Origin of the sequence: Pseudohaliea sp. (assembly GCF_040217025.1) — a bacterium.
Classification (GTDB): domain Bacteria; phylum Pseudomonadota; class Gammaproteobacteria; order Pseudomonadales; family Halieaceae; genus Pseudohaliea.
Window position 1 is genome coordinate 84,986 of the sequence record NZ_JAVJOA010000012.1, and the last position, 23,063, is coordinate 108,048.

Annotated in this window: 12 protein-coding genes; 5 read left to right on the forward strand and 7 right to left on the reverse strand. The window is 63.3% G+C overall.

The features are described from left to right. Positions 1-45: 45 nt before the first annotated feature. The 6 genes from aceF to RKE50_RS17400 form a co-directional block, all read right to left on the reverse strand. Positions 46-1,797: a dihydrolipoyllysine-residue acetyltransferase gene (gene aceF, locus RKE50_RS17375; RefSeq protein ID WP_350038621.1), complete on the reverse strand. Its 1,752-nt coding sequence runs from the start codon at positions 1,795-1,797 to the stop codon at positions 46-48. Positions 1,798-1,823: 26 nt separating this feature from the next. Further along, positions 1,824-4,475, reverse strand: coding sequence for a pyruvate dehydrogenase (acetyl-transferring), homodimeric type (gene aceE / locus RKE50_RS17380; RefSeq protein WP_350038623.1), 2,652 nt, complete (start codon positions 4,473-4,475; stop codon positions 1,824-1,826). A 202-nt stretch (positions 4,476-4,677) separates the two neighbouring features. Next, on the reverse strand, positions 4,678-7,533 hold the full coding sequence (locus RKE50_RS17385) for an insulinase family protein (RefSeq protein WP_350038625.1): 2,856 nt from the start codon (positions 7,531-7,533) through the stop codon (positions 4,678-4,680). 3 nt (positions 7,534-7,536) lie between these two features. Continuing rightward, on the reverse strand, positions 7,537-8,613 hold the full coding sequence (locus RKE50_RS17390) for an AI-2E family transporter (RefSeq protein ID WP_350038627.1): 1,077 nt from the start codon (positions 8,611-8,613) through the stop codon (positions 7,537-7,539). Positions 8,614-8,716: 103 nt separating this feature from the next. Further along, entirely contained in the window at positions 8,717-10,672 is a 1,956-nt protein-coding gene (locus tag RKE50_RS17395; protein ID WP_350038629.1) for an acyltransferase family protein, read from the reverse strand. Positions 10,673-10,700: 28 nt separating this feature from the next. Next, a complete protein-coding gene (locus RKE50_RS17400) occupies positions 10,701-10,934 on the reverse strand; it encodes a sulfurtransferase TusA family protein (protein ID WP_350038631.1) in 234 nt (77 codons plus the stop codon). 182 nt (positions 10,935-11,116) lie between these two features. Here RKE50_RS17400 and RKE50_RS17405 point away from each other — a divergent pair, with 182 nt between their 5' ends. Further along, the gene (locus RKE50_RS17405) at positions 11,117-12,547 is read left to right on the forward strand and encodes a M48 family metalloprotease (protein WP_350038633.1); all 1,431 of its coding nucleotides are present in this window, start codon (positions 11,117-11,119) and stop codon (positions 12,545-12,547) included. 17 nt (positions 12,548-12,564) lie between these two features. Here the strand turns inward: RKE50_RS17405 and nadA are convergent, their stop codons facing one another. Next, positions 12,565-13,629 (reverse strand): quinolinate synthase NadA, encoded by a 1,065-nt coding sequence (gene nadA, locus RKE50_RS17410; RefSeq protein ID WP_350038635.1) that lies wholly within the window; start codon positions 13,627-13,629, stop codon positions 12,565-12,567. Between the two features lie 177 nt (positions 13,630-13,806). Here nadA and RKE50_RS17415 point away from each other — a divergent pair, with 177 nt between their 5' ends. The 4 genes from RKE50_RS17415 (at position 13,807) to RKE50_RS17430 (ending at position 23,041) form a co-directional block, all read left to right on the forward strand. Then, entirely contained in the window at positions 13,807-15,615 is a 1,809-nt protein-coding gene (locus tag RKE50_RS17415) for a two-component system response regulator (protein ID WP_350038637.1), read from the forward strand. Positions 15,616-15,624: 9 nt separating this feature from the next. Next, complete coding sequence (locus RKE50_RS17420; RefSeq protein ID WP_350038638.1) at positions 15,625-17,598, forward strand: S8 family peptidase; 1,974 nt, start codon at positions 15,625-15,627, stop codon at positions 17,596-17,598. Positions 17,599-17,874: 276 nt separating this feature from the next. Then, positions 17,875-18,420, forward strand: coding sequence for a hypothetical protein (locus RKE50_RS17425; RefSeq protein WP_350038640.1), 546 nt, complete (start codon positions 17,875-17,877; stop codon positions 18,418-18,420). Positions 18,421-18,547: 127 nt separating this feature from the next. Then, positions 18,548-23,041 (forward strand): two-component regulator propeller domain-containing protein, encoded by a 4,494-nt coding sequence (locus RKE50_RS17430; RefSeq protein ID WP_350038642.1) that lies wholly within the window; start codon positions 18,548-18,550, stop codon positions 23,039-23,041. Positions 23,042-23,063: the final 22 nt, after the last annotated feature.

Here is a 23,063-nt window from a genome sequence, read left to right on the forward strand (position 1 = left end):
GCGGCAGCGCCGAGGAGAGCCCTGACGAAAAGGCTGACGAAAGCGCTACAGCAGAAGACGCCGGATATCGCCGAGCAGCCCCAGCAGCGTTTCCATGAAACGCCCGGCGTCGCCGCCGTTGATCACCCGGTGATCGTAGGACAGGCCCAGGGGCAGCAGGGTGCGCGGCTGGAACGCGCTGCCGTCCCAGACCGGCTGCACGCCGGCACGGCCGACGCCGAGGATACCCACCTCCGGCGTGTTGATGATCGGGGTGAAGCCACGGCCACCGATGCTGCCGAGGCTCGACACCGTGAAGCAACCGCCCTGCATGTCGGCGGGCTTCAGCTTGCGGTCCCGGGCCGCGCCGGCCATGGCGATGACCTCCTCGGCCAGGTCCCAGAGCGACTTGCGGTCGACGTCACGGATCACCGGCACCATCAGCCCCGCCGGCGTGTCCACGGCCATGCCGATGTGCACATAGTCCTTGACAGTCAGCGCATTGCCGCCATCGGAGAGGGAGGCGTTGAACTTCGGGTGGGCGCGCAGCGCCGTCGCACAGGCCTTGAGCAGGAACGGCAGCGGTGTGAGCCGCGTGCCCCGCTCCGCCGCCTCTTCCTTCAGGGACTTGCGGAAGGCTTCGAGCTCGGTGATGTCCGCATCGTCGAACTGGGTGACATGCGGCACGTTCAGCCAGCTGCGCTGCATGTTCGCGGCGGTGAGCTTGTCGAGCTTGCTGCGCTGCTCCACCGAGACCGGGCCAAAGGCCGCGAAATCCACTTCCGGTACAGGCGGCACGCCCGCGCCCGCCGCCGGTGCAGGGCCCTCCTTGAGGGCTTTCTGCACGTACCCCTGGATGTCCTCCTTGAGAATACGGCCCCTGGGGCCGCTGCCGCTCACCTGGCCAAGCTCGACACCGAATTCCCGGGCCAGCTTGCGCACCGCCGGGCCGGCGTAGACGTCCCGCTCCGGTGGCGCAACGGTCGCGGCGGGCGCCCGGGTGGCAGGCCCGTTGTCCTCGGCCTCCGGGGTCGCTGCGGGCTGTGGCCCGGTTTCCTCGTGCTGCCGCGCCTGCTTCTGCCCTTCCGGTTTCTCTTCCGGTTTCTCTATTGGTTTCTCCGCCGCTGATGCGGGTTCGGCCGCAGCGGCCGGCGCCGCGCTGCGCAGCTTCAGCAGCAAATCGCCCTCGCGGACCGTGACGCCGGCCTCCACGAGGATTTCCAACACCTCGCCGGCCGCCGGCGCCGGTACCTCCATGGAGGCCTTGTCGGACTCGAGCACGACGAGGCTGTCGCCCTCCTCGACCCTGTCGCCCACGGCCACAGACACCTCGACGAGGTCGACCGGGTCTTCCGTGCCGATATCCGGGACCGGTACGTCCATGACGGCCCCGCCGCCCTCGCCGTCGGGCGCGGCAGCTGCATCGGACGCGGGGCTATCGCTTCCGGGGTCGCTTTCTTCCGCCTCGCCGGAGCCGGGTGCTTCCGCCTCGCCCGGCGCGGCGCTGCCGCCATCTTCGGCGTCTTCGCCGGGCTCGTCTCCGCCGCCCTCACCTTCGCCGGCGGCGCTTTCCCCGGCGCTGTCGGTCTCGACCCAGGCGATCGGATCACCCTCGGCCAGCTGATCGCCCTCCTTGACCAGCAGTTCCGCCAGGGTGCCCGCCACCGTCGAGGGTATCTCCATGGAGGCTTTGTCCGACTCCAGGACGATGAGCCCCTGCTCCACCTCGATGCGGTCACCGGGCCCTACCAGCAGTTCCACGACCTCCGCGGCCTCGGCGCCGCCGATATCGGGAACGAGTACCTGTTCTTTCGCCACCTGACGCTCCTGGTTCTGGCCGGCCCTCAGGCCAGCATGGGGTCGATCTTGTCCGGGTCGATGCCGAGGTCGCGGCGCGCCTCAGCGACCTTCGCGGGCTCGATCGCGCCGTCCGCAGCGAGCGCGCCCAGGGCCGCGAAGGCGATGAATTCCCGGCTCACCTCGAAGAACTGCCGCAACTTCGCCCGGGTATCGCTGCGGCCGAAGCCGTCGGTGCCGAGCACCGTGTAGGGGCGGGGCATGTAGGCGCGCAGCTGCTCGCCGTAGGGGGTGATGTAATCGGTCGCCAGGACCGCCGGCCCGTCGGCCCCCTCGAGCAGCTGCGTAAGATAGGGCACACGCGGCTCCTGCTCCGGGTGCAGCCGGTTCCAGCGCTTGCAGGCACGGCCCTCGCGGGCCAGCTCGTTGACGCTGGTGACGCTCCAGATGTCGGCGGCCACGCCGTAGTCGTTGGCGAGCAGCTCGGCCGCCGCCTCGACCTCCCGCAGGATCGCGCCCGCCCCCATGAGTTGAACCCGCGGGCCCTCCTCGCGCGGGGAGCGGCGCAGCCGGTACATGCCGCGGATGATGCCCTCTTCCGCGCCGGCCGGCATCTCCGGGTGCGGGTAGTTCTCGTTCATGGTGGTGATGTAGTAGAAGCGGTTTTCCCGCTCCAGGTACATGCGCCGAAGGCCGTCCTGGATGATCACGGCGAGCTCGTAGCTGTAGGTCGGGTCGTAGCTCACGCAGTTGGGGATAGTCTGTGCCTGCAGGTGGCTGTGCCCGTCCTGGTGCTGCAGGCCCTCGCCGTTCAGCGTCGTACGTCCCGAAGTGGCCCCGATGAGGAAGCCCCGCGCCTGGCTGTCGCCGGCCGCCCAGGCCAGGTCGCCGATGCGCTGGAAGCCGAACATGGAATAGAAAACGTAGAACGGCACCATCGGGTAGTCGCTGGTGCTGTAGGACGTGGCCGCCGCGAGCCAGGAAGAGAAGGCCCCGGCCTCGTTGATGCCCTCCTCCAGGATCTGGCCCTTGATGTCCTCCTTGTAGAACATGATCTGGCCCGCATCGTGGGGCGTGTAGCGCTGGCCGACCGAGGAGTAGATCCCGAGCTGCCGGAACATGCCCTCCATGCCGAAGGTGCGGGCCTCGTCGGGCACGATCGGCACCACGCGCTCACCGATGGCCTTGTCCTTGGCAAGGGACGAGAGAATGCGCACGAAGGCCATGGTGGTGGAGATCTTGCGCTCGCCGCTGCCCTTCAGCTGGGACTTGAAGACGTCGAGGTCCGGCACGTCGAGGGCCCGCTCGCCGCGCCGGCGTGCAGGCACGAGCCCGCCGAGGGCCTCGCGGCGCTCGAGCATGTAGCGCATCTCCGGGCTGTCCGGGGCGGGCCGGTAGTAGGGCACGTTGGCCAGCTCGCTGTCGCTGATGGGTATGCCGAAGCGGTCCCGGAAGGCCTTCAGGCCGTCGAGGTCCAGCTTCTTCAGCGAATGGGTCTCGTTATTCGCCTCGCCGGCCTCGCCGGTGCCGTAGCCCTTCACGGTCATCGCCAGGATGACCGTGGGCTTCTCCTGCTGGGCGACGGCGTGCGCGTAAGCGGCGTAGATCTTGTACGGGTCGTGGCCGCCCCGGTTGAGATACATGATCTCCTTGTCGGAGAGATCCTTTACGAGCTCCAGCAGCTCCGGGTACTTGCCGAAGAAGTGCTCCCGGGTATAGGCGCCGCCGTTGTACTTGTAGTTCTGCAGTTCGCCGTCGCAGACCTCGTCCATACGCTTCTGCAAAAGGCCGGTTTCGTCGCGCTCGAGCAGGGGGTCCCACTTGCGGCCCCAGACCACCTTGACCACATCCCAGCCGGCGCCGCGGAAGACACCCTCAAGCTCCTGGATGATCTTGCCGTTGCCGCGCACCGGCCCGTCGAGGCGCTGCAGGTTGCAGTTGACGACAAAAATGAGGTTGCCGAGGCGCTCGCGCCCCGCCAGGGAGATGGCACCCAGGGACTCCGGCTCATCGCATTCGCCGTCGCCGAGGTAGCACCAGACGTTGCGGTCACCGTGGTCAAGGAGCCCCCGGTCCTGCTGGTACTTGAGCAGCCGCGCCTGGTAGATCGCCTGGATAGGGCCGAGGCCCATGGAGACCGTGGGGAACTGCCAGTAATCGGGCATGAGCCAGGGGTGCGGGTAGGAGGACAGGCCGTGGCCGTCTACTTCCCGGCGGAAGTTATCGAGCTGCTCTTCGGTGAGCCGCCCTTCCAGGTAGGAGCGGGCGTACATCCCCGGTGCACTGTGGCCCTGGTAGAACACGAGGTCGCCCGGGTGGTCGCCTTCGGCACCGCGGAAGAAATAGTTGCAGCCGACATCGTAGAGCGTAGCGCTCGAGGAAAAGCTGGAGATATGACCCCCGAGCCCCTCGTCGTTGTCGTTGGCCCGCATGACCATGGCCAGCGCATTCCAGCGCACGAGCGAGCGGATCCGGCGCTCCATGAACAGGTCCCCGGGCATCTGCTTCTGATCGGCCGGTGCGATGGTATTGCGGAAAGGCGTGGTGATGGCCGTCGGCAGCGGGATGCCATCGGCCATGGCCCGCTTCGACAGCTCGTTAATGAGGTAGGTCGCGCGCTCCTCCCCCCGGTATTTCACCACCTCGTCGAAGCTGTCTATCCATTCACGGGTTTCGACGGGGTCAATGTCATCGATCATGGCTGGGGAGGCTCCTGGCGTTGCACTGACATTCGTTGCGGGCCCTCTTTGCAACATGTATAGGTTCTAAAATAGAACCTTGTCGGGCGCGCAATAAAAGCCCGCGGGCACAGTATCCGGCCCGCGCGGCGCAAAGGCTTTTTGATGCTACAGGAAACTCGCGCCTGAAGGAAATAACAATTCCCAATTAGAACTATAGAGTCTAGTCGACCACCCAGGTCGCGTGCCCCACCTTGATCGCCGTCGCGCTTTCGACCCGCCGGCCGGCGGTATCGGGGACAACCCCGCTGGCGCCGGGGGCGATCACCTGCAGCGAGCGCGCCTGTTCCTGGAAGACCTCGCGGAAGTAGGCCGCCCACTCGTCCCGGTCGAAGTCATTGACCGCCGCAGCCAATCGCCCGCGCCCGTCAAAGGCGTACTGGCGCTTGGCTATGGACTGCCAGTAGAACTCCGCCCGCTCGAACAGGTTCTTGTCGGGCTCCTCGATCTCCGCCACCAGGGCTTCCCGGTGGCGCTGGAAACGCGGATCGTCGAGGGACGGCAGCACCTCGTCGAGGAAGGCTTTCATGGCGCCCGTGACGTGCGCGGCATCGTGGCTCGGGGACTGCACCAGCAGCACAAGGCCGGGAACATCGAACTGCGGCCAGGAGAAAGCGCTGACCACGTAGCCGAGTTGCTGCTCCGTGCGCAGCTGCTGGAAGAACCCGGACTTCATCACCTGCGCGGCCAGGGCGGTGCCGGCACGGTCGCGCCAGCTGTCGCCGCCCCCCTGCAGGTACCAGGTGACCACCGCGTCGTCGTGCGGCACGTCGGTCACGAACTGCAGGGACTCGCCGGCGGCGAGGCGCAGGACCTCGAGCGGCGGCATCGCCGGGGCATCGCCTTCCGGCAACAGCTCGTCCAGGGCCCCGGCGAGATCGGCCACGGCCGACTGCGGGTAGTTGCCGTAGAGCAGGGCCTCCGCGCTCGCGCTGTCCCAGAAGGCGCGGGCATAGGCTTCGATGGCAGCGGGGTCGAGCCCCTCCAGCGCCTCGATCAGCGCCGCCTCGCCGTAGTCGCCGTAGAGCAGCGCCTCGCGAAGATCATCGATCACCTGCGACGACGGGCGCTTGGCGACCGCATTCTCCAGGCCGCGGACCAGGTCGGCACGGATGTTCTCGAAGCGGGATGGATCGAAACAAGGGTCCTCGAGGGACTCGAGCAGCCGCTCCAGCAGCACCTGCTGCTTGTCGTTGTAGCCACTGATGCGCAGGCTGACGCCGCGGGCGTGCTTGTAGAGGCTGAAGTCGAGCCCCGCCAGCCGGGCCGGGTAGGTGAACGGGTTGACCGCATCCGTGAGGAGATTCGTGTAGAGCAGGGCCGCGGCGACATCGCTGGCATCACCGACCGCGAGCGGAGAACGGAAGTTCACGTACATCGCCCCGCGGGGGATGCGAAACTCTTCCGCCTGGCGGAACCAGATGCGCGTGCGCGGAGTGTCCAGGGCAATCGTCGGTGTCTCGGGATTGTCCGCCGACATCGGCACCAGCGAGAGGTCCTCCGCGATGAACGCGTTCGGGGCGGGCAGATGCAGGCCGTCTGTCGCCGCCGGCGCCCAGCGGGACGCCAGCGCCGGGCCCTGCTCCACGGCGTAGGGCACCTCATAGTAGGGCGACTCCCGATCCACCGGGACGCCGGGGGCGGTCAACACGACCTGCGCCAGTTCCGGCCGCATGTCCTCCAGGGCTTCCGCGATGAGGCCCGGCGCGAAGCGCTCCATGAGGTACGGGCCCCGAAGGACATCCTCGGGGGCGTAAGTGTGCATGCCGCTCGCCAGGGCGCTGACATAACCGATCGGTTCGCCCTGCTCCCGGAAGCGGAAATCGATGGCCGCCAGCTCCGACTGCTCTTCGTAGAGCCAGCGCTGGGGCCCCTCCTCGCGAAGCATGTCGAGGTAGCTGAACAGGAGCGCCAGCACACGCTCGTGCTCCTCGACACCGCGCTCGGTGAGTGAGACCGTGACGCTGAACAGGGAACCGCCGCGCCAGGACAATCCTTCCCCGGCCGCCAGGCCCTCGGCCAGCCCTTCACGCTTGAGGGCCAGCAGGAGGCTGCCCTCGCCCTCGTGACCGATGAGGTTGCCCAGGTAGGCCATGGGCTTGGCCCGGTACTCGTCACGGTAGTCGGGCACCTGGAAGTTGACCTGCAGCTGCCGGAGCGTCGCCTGTGGCTCTACCGTGACCTTCATGGGCAGGGAGGCCGGCGCAAAGAGTGGCGCGTCCAGCGGCTCAGGCTCGTAGTCGTGGTTGGGCACCTGCGCAAACAGCGGCGCCACCAGCCCCTCGAGCTCGTCGAGGGGCTCGGCACCGAGCACCACCAGGCGCATGGCGTTGGCGGAGTAGTGCTTGCGGTAAAAGGCGAGGAGGTCGTCCCGCACCGGCGCGCCCGGGCGGTCCGCCAGCGACTCGAGGCTGCCAACGGAAAACTGGCTGTAGGGGTGGGCAGGGTTCATGACCGCCTGCAGCACGTCCAGACCGCGCCGCGGGTCGCTTTTCAGCCCCATCTGGTACTCGGCCTGCACGGCGTTCTTCTCCCGGTCCACGTAGACCGCGTCGAAGCGCGGCGCGATGAAGAACTGGGCGAAGCGGTCGAGGCCATCTTCGAGGAAAGGCGCATTGATGTCGAAGAAGTAGTTCGTGTGCTCGAAGCTCGTGTAGGCATTGCGGGAACCGCCGTGCTCCGTGATGTACTGCTCGTATTCGGCGGCGTCCGGGTACTTGTCGGTGCCGAGGAAAAGCATGTGCTCGAGGAAATGGGCCAGCCCCCCGCGCCCCGGCGGGTTGTCGCCGCTGCCGGCCATCACGTCCAGGGATGCCGCGGCCTTCTGGGTGTCCGGGTCCGAGATGAGCAGCGCCTGCAGACCGTTCTCGAGCGTGACCAGGCGATAGGCGTAGTCATCGGCCGGGCTCCGGGCCGGCTCCACATGCTCGCGCACAGGGCTTGCGGCGCAGGCCGCGAGCAGCAAGGACAGCAGCAGGACGGGAAGCGCCGACAGACGCGGCGCAGGTCGCAGGGGCATGTATCAGTCTCCTTGTATGGCTTCCGGTTCCACTTCCCGGGTGGGCCAGGCGTTGATGACCGCCTTGATCAGCGTGGCCAGGGGGATGGCAAAGAAGACCCCCCAGAGGCCCCAGATACCGCCGAAAAACAGCACGGCGATGATGATGGCCACGGGGTGCAGGTTGACCGCCTCGGAAAAAAGCAGCGGCACCAGCACATTGCCATCAAGGATCTGGATGACGATATAGACCGCCATCACCACGTAGAATTCCCCGCCCAGGCCCCACTGGAAGAAGGTGACCATGAGAATCGGGATAGTGATCAGGAAGGCGCCGATATAGGGAATGATCACCGACAGACCGACGAGCAGCGCGAGCAGGGCCGCGTAGTTGAGCCCGAGCCAGGTGAAGGCGACGTAGCTGGCCGCGCCGACGATGATGATCTCCACCATCTTGCCGCGGGCATAGTTCGAGAACTGCACGTTCATCTCCGCCCAGATCCGGGTGAGCAGCGGGCGCCGCGGGGGCAGGAAGCTGGTCAGCCAGTTCGTGATCTGTTGCCGGTCCTTGAGCAGGAAGAACACCATGATGGGTATGAGCACCAGGTAGACCGTCACGGTCAGGAACCCCGGAATGCCGGCCAGGGTGCGGGTCACGAGGCGCTGGCCGAAGCCGGCAACCTCCACCTGCGCCGCGGCCACCACCTGGTTCAGCTGCTCCTGGCTGAACAACTCCGGGTACTGGGCGGGCAGGACCGCGAGCAGCTGGCGCCCCTGCTCGAGCATGCGCGGCACCTCGCCGGCGAGCGCCACGAGCTGGCGCCATACCAGCGGCAACAGGCCGAGGATCACGCCGAAGAAAGCGCCGATGAAGATAATGAAGGCCAGCGTGAAACCCAGCCACTGCGGCAGGCCGGTGCGCTGCAGCACGTTGGCGACGCCCTGCACGAGGTAGGCGAGGACGACGGCGGCGAGCACCGGCGCCATGATATCGCCGATGGTGACGAGCAGCACCGTGCCGACGAGCAGCAGCAGCAGGAGCAGAATGGACTCCTCCTCCTGCAGGTAGCGCCGGTACCACTTCTTGAAGACTTCCATCATGGGAAAGTCGGCTCCCTCAGCACACCGCGGGGCAGCCCCGCAGAAACCCGTTTATCATGCCCGAGCCCGCGGTGGGATGTATACGCCGGAGGCAGGGTGCGGGTCAGTGCGCACCCGCCCCGAGCAGTTCGCGGACCGGGTCCGGGTGGACCTCGGCGAAGCGCTCGCCGCTGTAACGGGCGAAGGCACGGGAATGGTGGTGCTTGTCGTAGAACGCCGGGACGCCGTCCGGGGTTTCCGTCCAGCAGCGCTCCGGCCGCCGCTCGCTGCAGAGCAGGTCGATGCGATCAATGTACAGGTCCGTGATCGCCATGAACGGCTCGAAGAGCCGGTCGCTCGCCGGGTCTGCCTCGAAGTAGTCCAGGTTTTCCGGGCGGCCGCAGGCGGCGCTGACGCCGGTCTCGTTGATGAGGCGGGCGCAGGGGACACGGGTCTTCATGTAGCTGCCGAAGGTCATCACGCGCAGCGCCGGGTTGTGCTCGCGCAGTGCCCGCGTCGCAACCAGGAAGGGCTCTGCGATACGCGAGAACGCCCGGTTCGAGGCCGAGACTGCGACCACGTGAAAGCGCTGCGCTACCGCGGGCGTCATCAACGCCGCGAAGCGCTCGGTGCAGGCCGGGTACTGCGCGCGCACCGTGCCCGCCACCACCCGTAGCCGTCCGCACTTCTCCGTACCGCCGAACAGCACCAGGGCGACCTTGGGGTCATCTTCGTAGATGGCCTGGAGAAAGTTGTAGCCGTCCACCTCGTGCGAATTCCCGAGCACGAGCACCTGGATCGGCGCCCCGGCGCAGGCCCCGTCGGTACCGAGGCGGAGGTTGCAGGCGCTGCGACTATCCAGGAAGCGGCGCTGCTCACCCGCCTCGATTGCCGCGGCGGAGAGCTGCTGCCGCGGGTAGCGCCAGCCCCAGCCGTCGCCCAGCCAGGCGTGCAGCGCAGGGGCCGCCAGCACGGCGACCAGGCCGGCCACGGCGAGGGCAAAGCGGCCATCCGGCAGGCGCGCGGCGGGGCCCGGGTCACCCGCGCGCGAGTAGAAGCGCCGCTCGATGCCGGCATGAAGGAGCCAGGCCAGCAGCAGCATGAGGGCACCGAGTGCCAGCTGCTCGAGCGGCACCAGCGCAGTACCCGTGTGATAGCGGTAAAGCGCCACCACCGGCCAGTGCACGAGGTACAGCGCGTAGGATACCTTGCCCAGCCAGGTGGACAGCGGGTGACGCAGGGCATGGAAGAGCGGGCCCCCGGCCGCCGGCGCTGCGGCGCCGAGCAGTGCCAGCGCCGTACCGACCGTCGGCAGCAGCGCGGCCCACCCGGGGTAGAGCGTATCGCCGTCGAGGCCAAGGACACTCGCCAGCACGAGGAGGAGCCCCAGCGCCAGGGCTCCACGCGCCACGGGGCCCCGGGCACCCAGGCGCACACCCGGGCCGGCAGCAAGCAGGAACGGGACGGCGGCGCCGGTCGCAAACTGGAAGACCCGGAACGGCGACAGGAAGAACGCCGCGGACGCATCGACGCCGGTATACCAGACGGTCACCGCGGCGCTCACGACAGCGAGCCCGCCCAGCGACGCACCCAGCGGCAGGCGCCCGCGCAAGCGCCAGAGCAGGAGCAGCAGCGCCGGCCAGGCCAGGTAGAACTGTTCCTCGACCCCGAGGGACCAGGTATGCAGCAGCGGCTTCAACTCCGAGTCCGCGTCCCAGTACCCGGCCTCGGCATAGAAAACGATATTGGAAACGCTGACCATCGCGGCCAGCGCGGAACGCGCAAAGGGCGCGAAATCATAGGGGTTCAGCAGTAGGGCCGCGGCGGCAAAGGTCGCCGCCACCGTGGCCAGGAGCGGCGGCAGCAGCCGCCGGATGCGCCGCAGGTAGAAGCCGGCCAGGGAGAAATCACCGCGAGCGACGCGGGCCAGGATGAGCTGGGTAATCAGGTAGCCGGAGATTACGAAGAAAACATCGACCCCGACGAACCCCCCGGCGAGCGGCTCGATGCCGAGGTGGAACAGCACCACCGCCATCACGGCGATGGCGCGCAGACCGTCGATTTCCGGGCGGTAGGTCACCCGCCGGCGCCCGGGTGCGACGTGCGTGTCATACCTTGCGCAGGAGGTAGCGGTAGACGCCGTCGCGCTCTTCGCTGAAGAGGAGCTCGTGACCGCTCTGCTCGCAGAAAACGGCGAAATCCCGCACCGAGCCGCTGTCCGTCGCGAGGACCGCCAGCGCCTGCCCGGGGGCGAGCGCATTCAGGGCCCGCTTCGCCTTGAGTAGCGGCATGGGGCAACGCAGGCCGCGCGCGTCAACCTCGCTGTCGGCGGTCTCGAGCATGGGGTGGTGTCCTCCGGTCGCCGCGGTGAACTTTTACCCACGGCGGTCGCCTAAGTCTGCGCGCGGGCCCGTTCACCGATACGGAACGAGCCCGGTCGCGTAGAATACGTCAAGCCGCCCGAGCAGACCATGGGCGCCCGGACACCAGGTTGATCTTCATGCCCCGCCGCCCCCGCCAAGCAATGACTGCAGCCCTGCTCGCGCTGGTGCTCGCGGCCGTGCCCGCGGCCGCCGTCGAGGATCTCAAGCTGCCCAATCTCGGCGAGTCGAGTACCAGCCTTTTCTCGGCGGAGTACGAATACCAGCTGGGCCGGGCCTGGCTGAGGATCTTCCGCGGGCAGGTACCGACCGTGAACGACCCCCTGCTCTTCGACTATCTGGAAGGACTGGTTTTCCGCCTGGTGAACCACAGCCAGCTCAAGGATCGACGGGTCGACCTCGTGATCGTGGACAACCCCACGATCAACGCCTTTGCCGTACCCGGCGGGGTCATCGGCGTGCACAATGGCCTTCTTCTCTACGCCCAGAGTGAAGACGAGCTGGCCACTGTGCTGGCCCACGAGATCGCCCATTTGAGCCAGCGGCACTTCTCCCGGCGCGTGGAGTTCGCGAAGAAGCAGCAGCCGTTGACCCTGGCGACCATGCTGGCCAGCTTCGTGCTGATGGCCGCAGCCGGCGGCGATGCAGGGCTCGCCGCGCTCAGCGCTGCCCAGGCCGCCGCGCAGGACTCCGCGCTGCGCTACAGCCGTGGCAACGAGGCCGAGGCGGACCGGGTAGGCATGCAGACCCTCGTCGCTGCCGGCATGGATCCGCACGCCGCACCGGCGATGTTCGAGCGCATGCTGCAGGCGTCCCGGTACGCGACAGGCAACCGGATTCCGGAGTTCCTGCGCACGCACCCGCTGTCGGAAAGCCGCATCGCCGACACACGCAACCGCGCCCGCCAGTACCCGAAACAGATCCGGACGACGGATCTCACCTACCAGCTGATGCGGGCCCGGGTCATCAACCAGCTGGCAGAGACCCCGGAGGAAGCCATTCGCAAGTTCCGCGGCGAGCTGGATGGCTCACCGCGCTCGCAGACCGCCGCGCGCTATGGCCTCGTCCTCGCCCTGACCGAGGCCGGGCGCACCGACGAGGCCGCCCTGGAGCTGGACACGATCTGGGCTGCCGACCGGGAGCGGCTGGAATACCTCCTGGCCGACGCGGAGATCGACCTCGCCCGCAACCAGCCGGAAAAGGCAGTGAAGAAGCTCTCGGAACGGCTGCTGCTGTCGCCGGGCAACCACCCGCTGGTGATGACCTATGCCCGGGCCCTGCTCAAGAACGAGCAGCCCCATATCGCGGAGCAGGTGCTGGCCGAGCAGAGCAAGCAGCGCCCCGATGACCCCTACCTGTGGTACCTGCTGGCGGAAGTGCAGGGGCTGGCCGGCAACATCGTCGGCCTGCACCAGTCCCGGGCCGAGTACTTCATCCTCAACGGCGTACTCGACGAAGCCGAGAAGCAGCTGCGGTACGCCCTGCGCAGCGTGAAGTCCGACTACACCACCAGCGCCCGTATCAACGAGCGCCTCAAGGATGTGGTCGAGATGAAGGAACAGCTGGGGTCCTAGGGGAACCCCCGGGGCAGTCAGTCCCCCGAGCGGCGGAGCGCCGCAGAGAAGTCGAGCATGCGCCGCAGGGGACGCATGGCGCGCTCGCCGATGACCGGGTCCACGTGTATCTCGTTATCGTCCCGCTCAAAGACCGTGGCGAGGTTGGCAAGCTCGTTCATGGCCATCCAGGGGCAGTGCGCACAGCTGCGGCAGGTTGCGCCCTTGCCGGCCGTCGGCGCGATGATGAACTCCTTCTCCGGCGCCTTCTGCTGGAGCTTGTAGAAAATGCCCTGGTCCGTCGCAACGATGAAGCGCTCGTTGGGCATTTCGGTGGCGGCGTTGATGATCTGCGTGGTGGAACCGACGCGGTCGGCCATCTCCACCACGGCCGCCGGCGACTCCGGGTGCACCAGCACGGCCGCATCCGGGTAGACCTTCTTGAGGTCCGCCAGGCCGCGGGCCTTGAACTCCTCGTGCACGATGCAGGCACCATCCCACATGAGGATGTCGGCGCCGGTCTCCCGCCGCACGTAGTCGCCCAGGTGCTTGTCCGGCGCCCAGAGGATCTTCTTCCCCTCATCGGCGAGATGCTCGGCGACGTTGAGGGCGATGCTGGAGGTGACCACCCAGTCCGCGCGGGCCTTCACGGCAGCCGAGGTGTTGGCGTAAACGACCACCTCCCGGTCCGGGTGGGCGTCGCAGAAGGCCGAGAATTCATCCGCCGGGCAGCCGATATCGAGGGAACAGGTCGCCTCCAGCGTCGGCATGAGCACGCGCTTGTCGGGCGTCAGGATCTTGGCCGTCTCCCCCATAAAGCGGACACCGCAGACCACGAGCGTGCTCGCGGGGTGGTCGTGGCCGAAGCGGGCCATCTCCAGCGAATCGGACACGCAGCCGCCGGTCTCCTCGGCGAGGGCCTGGATTTTCGGCGACGTGTAATAGTGAGCGACTATCACCGCATTGTGCCGCGCCAGGTCGGCCTTGATACGGTCGATGAGACCCGCCTCTTCCTCGGGGGTCAGCTCCTCGGCCTCGGCACGGTCGAGATGCTGCTGCACCTGGAGGCGGATCGCTTCCAGCTTTTCGGATGCAAGGCTCATGGGGGGACATGCCAGTCGTTCGATGGAACCCCCTATTTTACCACACACGCGAGACTCTTCCCTATGGGTTCGCCTGGTTGTAGCGGGCCCTGCGCTAGGCAAGGACAGTCATCGGTGATAGCCTCCCCTGAACGTCTGTCACACGCGCACGACATGACCTCGCAGCCGCAAGCGAAAGTGACACCGGCCACCGCTCAGCCGAAGGCCAAGATTCTCGTCAGCGATGACGACATGAACGTGCGCCTGCTGACCCGCCAGTGCCTCGAGGCAGAGGGCATGACCGTCGTCGAGGCCGCCGACGGTCAGCAAGCCCTGGAAGCCTTCCTCCGCGAGCGGCCCGACCTGATCTTCCTCGACGTCGAGATGCCGGGCCTGTCGGGCCTTGAAGTCTGCCGGCGTATCCGCGAAATGCCCCAGGGGGAGAACATCCCCATCATGATCGTCACCGGCTCCGACGACCGGAAGTCCATCGACGAGGGCTTCGAGGCGGGCGCCACGCAGTACAAGACCAAGCCGGTCAACTGGTCGCTCCTGGGTCGCGAAGTCCAGTACATGCTGCGGGCGAGCAATGCCTTCAACAGCCTGAAGCGCCAGGAAGACCGGCTGTGCTACCTCGCCTACTACGACCCGCTCACCAACCTGCCCAACCGGCGCAGCTTCAACGAGCAGCTGACACGGATTCTCAAACGCGCACAGCGGATGAAGCACAGTGCGGCGCTGCTGTTCATCGACCTCGACAACTTCAAGCGCATCAACGACTCCATCGGCCATGGCCGGGGGGACCGGCTGCTGGTTGAAATCGCCAAGCGCCTGGCGAATGAACTGCGCGAAGACGACGCCATCAACTATTTTTCTGACAGCAATGCGGGCGACGTGGACCCGGGCGACCGCAACACGGAGATCGCCCGCCTCGGTGGGGACGAGTTCACCGTGGTGCTCTCCGACGTGCGCGACATGCGGGATGTAGAGAGCGTGGCGCAACGTGTCATCCAGACGTTGTCGGAGCCGATTTCGCTGCACTCCCACAACCCGGTAGTGACGCCGAGCATCGGCATCGCCATGTATCCCCAGGATGGCCTCGACGCCGACAGCCTGGTGCGCAACGCGGATACCGCCATGTACGCGGCAAAGGCAGACGGCCGCGCCTGCTTCCGCTTCTACAACGAAGAGATGAATGCGCGCTCCGTCGAGCAGCTCAAGCTCGAAGAAGACCTGCGCGAGGCCATGCGCGAAGGGCAGCTCGAACTGCGCTATCAGCCGCAGGTGAACACGCTCACGGGGCGCGTAGTGAGCCTCGAGGCGCTGGTGCGCTGGAAGCACCCGGTCCGCGGCCTGATCTCACCGGGCGACTTCATCCCGGTGGCGGAGCGCACCGGGCAGATCATCGAGCTGGGCGAATGGGTACTTGCGGAGGTGGCCCGGCACTGCACCTACTGGGAGACACTCGGCCTCAACGACTTCCGGGTCTGCGTGAACATTTCACCGCTACAATTCAATCAGCCGAACCTCGTGGAGCGGGTGCGCCACTTCCTCGACCACTCGGGCATCGACCCGGCGCGGCTGGAGCTGGAGCTGACCGAAAGCGCCATCATGACCGATGCCAAGACGAACATCGAGAAACTGCGCCAGCTCAACGAGCTCGGGCTGGATCTCGCGGTGGACGACTTCGGTACCGGCTACTCCTCACTCAGCTATCTCAAGCGCTTTCCCATCAACACGCTGAAGATCGACCAGAGCTTCGTGGCAGACATGTCGAGCCAGGATGGCGTTGCCATCGTCGACGCCATCATCGTCCTTGCCAAGACCCTCAACCTGCGCTCCATCGCGGAGGGCATCGAGACGCGCGACCAGCTTCGCCACCTCGCCGCGCAGCACTGTGACCTGCTGCAGGGCTTCTTCTTCGCCCGTCCGCTCTACCCCGAGGACGTACCCGACGCCCTGCGTACCGACTACGCCCGGGATATCGCCGACGCACTCAGAGATTGATCAACACGCATGAGCGGTAGGACCAGGGGGCTGCTGCGGGCCGTCATTGCTCACGTGCTGTGTATCCTCGCCACTGCGGCCCACGCCAACCCGAACTCCGTGATGCTCCAGGGTGACTCGGCAGCAGCACTTCGCCAGCAGGTCGAGGCTGTCGGCGGCGAGGTGACCCACTTCCTGCCCATCATCGATGCGGTCGGCGCAAAGCTGACGACCGTCCAGGTCGACCAGCTGCGCGACAGCCCCGGCATACAACGCATCATCGACGATCTCGACCGGGAGGAGCCCGAAGCGGCGCCACCTCCCTGCCAGTTGGGTGGGGCCCTCGAACTGATCGTCGACGGGACCTCGGTAAGGTGGCGTCTCTACAACAAGAGCGGGGACGCGGCTCACTTGACGGGTGTCGAGATCACCTGGCCCGCAACACTCGGCAAATTAATGCAGGCAGACCTCGCAGGCGACGCACTGGTCGTCGAGCCGGGGAAGTCGGGCGTGGCCACCACCCTGCGACCGACTGACGGGGCTACAATCCCCGGCGGCACGCGGGCCACGCTGGCGCTAGAATTCTCCCGCCCCTGGCCTGAGGGGAGGCTCTTCCAGCGCGACCTGGAGCTCACCGTCACCTACGATGATAACTGCGATGTCGAGCTGATACCCGGCTACGACGACAACGACGGCGACAGCTACTACAGCACGGTTGCTGGCGCGGACCTGCTCCACCGACACGGCATCACCGGGGCCGGCGTAACCGTGGCCGTGCTGGATTCCGGCCTCTGGGACGACCCCAGGCTTACCCATGACACGCAGGGTAATCCCCGTGTGCTCGCCAGCTACGATGCCATTGCCGGTGAGGAGGTCACCACCGCCTTCGACGAGAGCGGCCATGGCAGCCACATGACCAGCATCCTCGCGCAGAGCCGCGCCATTACCCGGCCCGGCCCTGACCCCGGCGCCTGGCGCGGCGTGGCCCCCGATGCGCGACTCGTGATCGTGAAGGCCTTCAGCAAGGAAGGCCAGGGTGGTCTCCTTGATATCGTCCGCGGCGTACAGTGGATCGTGGACCACCGGGAAGAGTACGGCATCCGCGTGATCAACCTTTCCTTCGCCGCCAAGCCACGATGGCCCTACTGGCAGGACCCCATCAACCAGGCACTCATGCGCGCCTGGGACGCAGGCATCGTCGCGGTCGCAGCGGCAGGCAACGAGGGTCCGGACGCCATGACCATAGGCTCTCCGGGCAACCTGCCCTACCTGATCACCGTCGGCGCCATCACCGACAGCTGGACCGTTGACGATCGCAACGACGACTACTTGCCCGACTTCTCCTCGCGGGGGCCTACGCCGAGCGCCCACATAAAGCCCGATCTCGTGGCCCCCGGCGGGCATATGGCGGGTCTCACCAGGCCGGGATCCACACTGACCGAAGAGTTTCCCGAGTATAAACTGGTAAACGGCGACTTCGTGATGACCGGCACGTCACAGGCCGCCGCGCTCGTATCGGGCCTCGTAGCCCTCCTGCTGCAGGTAGAGCCTCAGCTGACTGCGGACCAAGTGAAGTGCAAGCTGTTGTCCTCTGCCGACCCCGCCATCAACGCCGATGGCCTGCTGAGCTACTCACCCTTCGAGCAGGGAGCCGGCGCCGTCAGCATCCAGCGCGCACTGACCCTCGGTGACAGGGATTGCGGCAACCGGGGCCTGGACCTGCAAGCCGACATGGCCGGTGAAAGCCACTTCGAGGGCCCGGCGATCCTCGCGAAGGATGGGTCCCCCACCCTGCCGGGCCTCGAACGCATGGTCGCCCCTGAGCCGCCAGAGAAGGGCCCCAGCGACAATCGACGTTGGGGGATCAAGGCCCACATCGAGCGGCCGCGCTCCAACCCCGGCGAACCCGACATGCCCGCTGAACCACAAACGCCCTTCGACTGGCACGGCCTCTACCTGGAGGAGAAAGCCCGCGTGGAACAACTTTCCCGCCCGGCAGAATAGCCAGACGCGTTTCGAGGCCCGTCGCTCCAGGAAGTCCACCCCTCACCCCAAGGCAGTTACTCCGCCTCTGCGCTCAGCGCACTCCCCTGATTCAACCGCCCGGATAGCCCCCTACCCCAAAGGGGGTACCCCCCCATCTTCATCAAATCTGACCCCTCCCCTAGAGTCTTTTTAAAAGCGAGAAGAATGATCAGCAAAAGATCACTTCAAGCACCAGGCGCGCGGCGCTGTCGGCACTGGTAAATAGAATTCGATGAAGAAGGTAGGCGTGGGACTATGAAGAAACTGGTAAAAGAGACGGCGTTTGCCCTCCTTGGCGTCGGTATCGTGCTTACACCAGCATTCGTAGCTGCTGAAGAAAGTCAGCAAGCCGGCAGTGTGCGCACCGAGATAGCTAAAGCCATGCTTTACGGCACACACTCAAAGGGTGTTTCCGGCTACAAGTGGAATGCGCAAAGGAATGTGCAAACGCACTCTGACCGAGTCGTGACCACACAGTCTGAGGTTATGAGCAACGTGGCAGGCTACAAGTGGGGTCGAATAGAAGGCCAGGGTGATAGTGCATCAGCCGACAACACTGGGTCTGTCGCTGCCGCCGAAGCTGGCTATAAGTGGGGTATCCGCTCCGACGCCGACCAGGCTGGCTACAAGTGGGGCATCCGCTCCGACGTCGACCAGGCTGGCTACAAGTGGGGTATCCGCTCCGACGCCGACCAAGCTGGCTACAAGTGGGGCATCCGCTCCGACGTCGACCAGGCTGGCTATAAGTGGGGTATCCGCTCCGACGCCGACCAAGCTGGATACAAGTGGGGCATCCGCTAGAGAAGCAATACTTCAGCAAAGGATTCAACCTCTACCAAGGCCAGCGTCTACGACGCTGGCCTTAATCTATTACGACCCCTTCTGATCGATCTGCTAGACTCGCCTAAATAACTGGCGTGTCTGCACGATGTTTCAAAGATCAATTTTAAGCAGGACCACCCTGCTTCTAATCGCCCAACTTTCTCCGCTCTTCGCTCAAACGGCAGAAGAGCTTCCGACCCAGTACGAATTCCAGCTGGCAGAGATTTCAGAGGATCTGACGCAGAGCTCTGTACAAGACATTCTTCAATCAAAGTCAGGTGAGTTGTGGATTGCAACACAGGAAGGCTTAAACCGTTACAACGGCCACACCCTGATCACTCATCGCAACTCACCTTCGGAGCAGGGCACAATTTCTTCAGATGCCATCACGAGCATAACCGAATCATCGGATGGCAGCATTTGGATAGCGACAATAAATGGCGGCCTGAATCGCTTTGATCCGACATCGCGCAAGTTTGAGAGTTTCTTTGCTTCTTCTGCATCTAATAGCCCAATATCGAATGACATCTATTCAGTCTACGCCGATACGCAAGGAGGAATATGGATTGGATATGAGGGTGCGATCAGCCATCTCGACCCCAGAACAATGTCCTACCGACATCTCGTGTATGAGCAGGATCTAGGAAGGTCGCTGGGGCTGGTTACCAGCTTCGCCGAAAATGAGGCCGGTGATATCTGGGTCTCGACCACCGAAGCTGGGCTACTGCAGATCGATAGCCGACTTGAGATAAAGCGCCGGCAGGTCTTGGAGAGCACCGGCACATCAGCCTCTCGCCGCATTCAACCCTCGCAGGTAGCTTTCAATGGAGACGAATTATGGGTCGGAACCCTCAGTAACGGCTTATTCATGCTGGAGACTGGCAGCGGAAAGCTCACCCAATACACCAGTTCGAAGGGCCTGACGCGGCTACCCTCGGATACAGTTTACGATATCTACTTCGATGATCAGTCGAATCTTTGGATTGGCACAAATTCCGGCCTGGCCATACTCAACAGCAAGCGAACTGAGATTCAAATATATAGTAGTGAAGACAGCAATCTGCCAGCTGCCAGAATTACTTCGATAGCCCAAACAAGGGACGGCACATACTGGATAGGCACGTTCTTCGGTCTCTCCAAGGCTAGAAGATCGTACTTCACTAAGTACACAGAAGAGAACTTTGGACTCTCTAATGCCTCTGTGAACGCTTTTGCCATGACAGGAGATGGCAGTATCTGGGTTGGTACTGACGACGGCCTGAATCGACTCACCCCCGAGAGCAATGAGTTCACGTGGTACAACACGTATACAGATCCTGCCCTCTCGGACGACACAGTAATGTCGCTACTCGGTGAGGGAAACACTCTTTGGATTGGCACCTACTCCGGCGGCCTCAACAAGTACGATCTCGAGAAGAATACAATTACTACCTTACGTGCCTCGAACGACACAGAAAGAAAACTGGCTTCTGACGGTATAACTTCACTCCTCCGAACCTCGACCGGTCATTTAATCGTGGGCACTTACCAAGGAGGACTTTCGGTCTTTGAATCGGATGGGGAACATGCAACAGTATATTTACACAATCCAACAGACAGTCAGTCGCTAAGCAGCAACAATGTTCTTGCGCTCCTAGAGGACTCATGGGGAAGAGTTTGGGTCGGCACAGAGAACGGTCTCAATCTCTTCGGCCTTAAATCTCGACAGTTTCAAAGGTATTACGCAGAAAAAGGCAATATAAATAGCCTATCCAGCAACATGGTATGGAGTCTCCACGAGGACAGCAGCGGAAACCTCTGGCTCGGCACCAATGGAGGTGGACTGAACCTTTGGCGAAGGAACGAAATCGAATCCAATAACCCTCAGTTTGAGCACTTTTCCGAGAACATATCGCTCCCGAGCAGCTCAATCTTCGGCATTGAAGAAGATGGGAGTGGCAGCCTCTGGTTAAGTCACAACAAGGGAGTAACGCGCTTCAATCCGTCAACACTCGAAGTACGTCATTTCCGAGAGGTAGATGGCCTGCAAGACTCAGAGTTCAATATGGGTGCGTCATTCAGCGACGGGCAAGGCGGCATCTTCTTCGGCGGACCAAGAGGCTACAACAAGATAATTCCTGCTGCAGTGCCCGCGAAAGCGCCAACACCACAGGTATCCATTGCCGACATACGAGTAATGAACCAACCTGCAGCCCTTGGGAAACCATATAATGACGTAACGCAACTATACCTCGACTACACCGACAGAATGTTCACCGTCGATTTTTTTGCAGCAGACTTCTCCTCACCAGAGAGTATTCGATACGCCTACAAGCTTGAAGGAATATCGCCAGATTGGGTGATCTCAAAGGATGCGAGAAAGGCCTCGTTCACGACACTCCCTGCTGGAGAGTATCGTCTCAAGCTTGCAGCAGCCAATGCTGCAGGCACTTGGAATTGGGACGCCAAAGAAATTGACATAACCGTCGCACCCCCCCCGTGGTTGAGCAGAACTGCATACCTGTTCTACGCAGTGTTAATAACAGCTACTGCACTCGCCCTCATCGCCTCAGTCACATCTCGTGCGAGGCGAGCCGAGGCCCGGCGACTGGAACTTGAAGCCAAAGTAAGAGAACGCACATATGAACTGGAGAAAGCCACCGAGATTGCCGAGCAGGCGAACAAAGCTAAGTCACAGTTCCTGGCCACCATGACTCATGAAATCCGGACTCCGATGCATGGAATTATCGGAATGTCTGAGCTCCTTATTAACTCTAAACTCACCCCGTCACAACGCCGATTTGCTGAAACAGCAAAACAGAGCGGAGAGTCCCTCCTTCAGCTCATAAACGACATTCTTGACCATTCAAAACTGGAAGCGGAGAAAACTGAGATAGAAAACACCAATTTTGATCTTGTTGCTTTGATAGATGAAGTGTGTCGGTTGCAGTCTGAAGTCGCCTACAGAAAGGGAATTCAAGTCTATAATATATGCGATGAATCCGGCCCTCGGCGCTTCATCGGCGACCCCACTCGGATTAGACAGATAGTAACCAACCTTGTCGGGAATGCAATCAAGTTTACGGAGCAGGGCTCTGTACGAGTAAGGCAGAAGATTACAGGCCCGGCTCCCGGCCAAGCTCAATTCGAAGTCACTATAGCTGTTGAAGACGACGGAATTGGCATGGATGAAGAGACCCAGAAGAAAATCTTCGAATCTTACACGCAGGCCGACGCGAGTACGACAAGGCGTTTCGGCGGGTCCGGTTTGGGATTAACTATCTCAAGGAAGTACGCCGAGTTGATGGGAGGCGAAATACGCGTCACATCAAGTATCGATATCGGCTCCACCATCTCTTTAGTCGTTCCACTGGAAGCAGAGAACAGGAACATACCGCACCGCTCCCAGATAATTCCATCTCTCCACTGTACGATAGTCTCTGAGGATGCCCTCACCAGCAAAATGCTTGAGTCACACCTCAGGGCTCTCTCTGTGACGAGCATAGGGCATGCCATCAGTCTTCAGGAGGCTGAAAATGACGAAATCACGCTTCGGTCTTCGCTTGAGTATATCGTTTTTGCCCCGATTAACTATGGGCAGAGAGGCACTTGCCCGAGACATGCCGCGAAGAACAACACTTCTGAAACTGTAGTTTTCTATAGTTACTCTGCCAGCGAGGTAGCGCTAGCATTGGATGAGGGGATGCACGCACTCCATCTTCCCGTAGTCAGCGCAGAAATGGAGATGGCTCTTGTACACAGAGGAACCAACTGTACCGAGGAGACCGAAAGCCGCCCCGGTTCACGTTTGCTGGACGCTTCTGATAGTACTAAGAGAGCTCATGTGCTCGTCGCAGAAGATATGCCAGTCAATCAAATGATTATCGGCGAGTTTCTTCACGCCGCTTCATGCTCATTTGATATCGCTAATAATGGCAAGCAAGCTGTGGAACTATTCTCGACAAGAAAGTACGACCTGGTACTGATGGACTGCCAGATGCCGATCATGGATGGATACGCCGCAACCAAAGAGATCCGATCAACACAGGCTGGGCGAGGGCACACGCCAGTAATCGCGCTCACTGCGGGCGGCAGCAAGGATGACTTAATGGAGTGCAAAGAGGCGGGAATGGACAAAGTCCTTCAAAAGCCGTTCAAGCAGGCCGACATCACCGCAGTGCTTGACGAGTTCACCCAGGAGGATTACATGGAGAATCCTCCGGCTACAAGCAGCGACATTGAATTCGAAGTGGACCCAAGCGTGCACGTGGGCGCACAAGTAGACGAAAATGTCATTAATGGATTGCGGCGCCTCGCGGCGCAAACTTCCAACCCTGAATTAATAAAGCGCCTCTTAGAAGGCTATAGCGAACAAATGAGCAGCAAGCTTGAAGATCTGGTAGCGGAAGAATCTACGGTCGATGCCGAGAAGATTGCCAGTATCGCCCATGCCATAAAGTCAATGAGTGCCAATATGGGTGCTGCGCTCGTAAAGGAGGAAGCCTTCAAGCTTGAGAAAGAGGCCAAGGAGAATAGCATCGCAGACTTTGAGGCGCATCGGGAACGGATCAGCAGTGCTTTCACGTCCTTCATGCAGATTACGAGACACATGCCACTTTAGCAGGGCGCCATTCAAGAACATA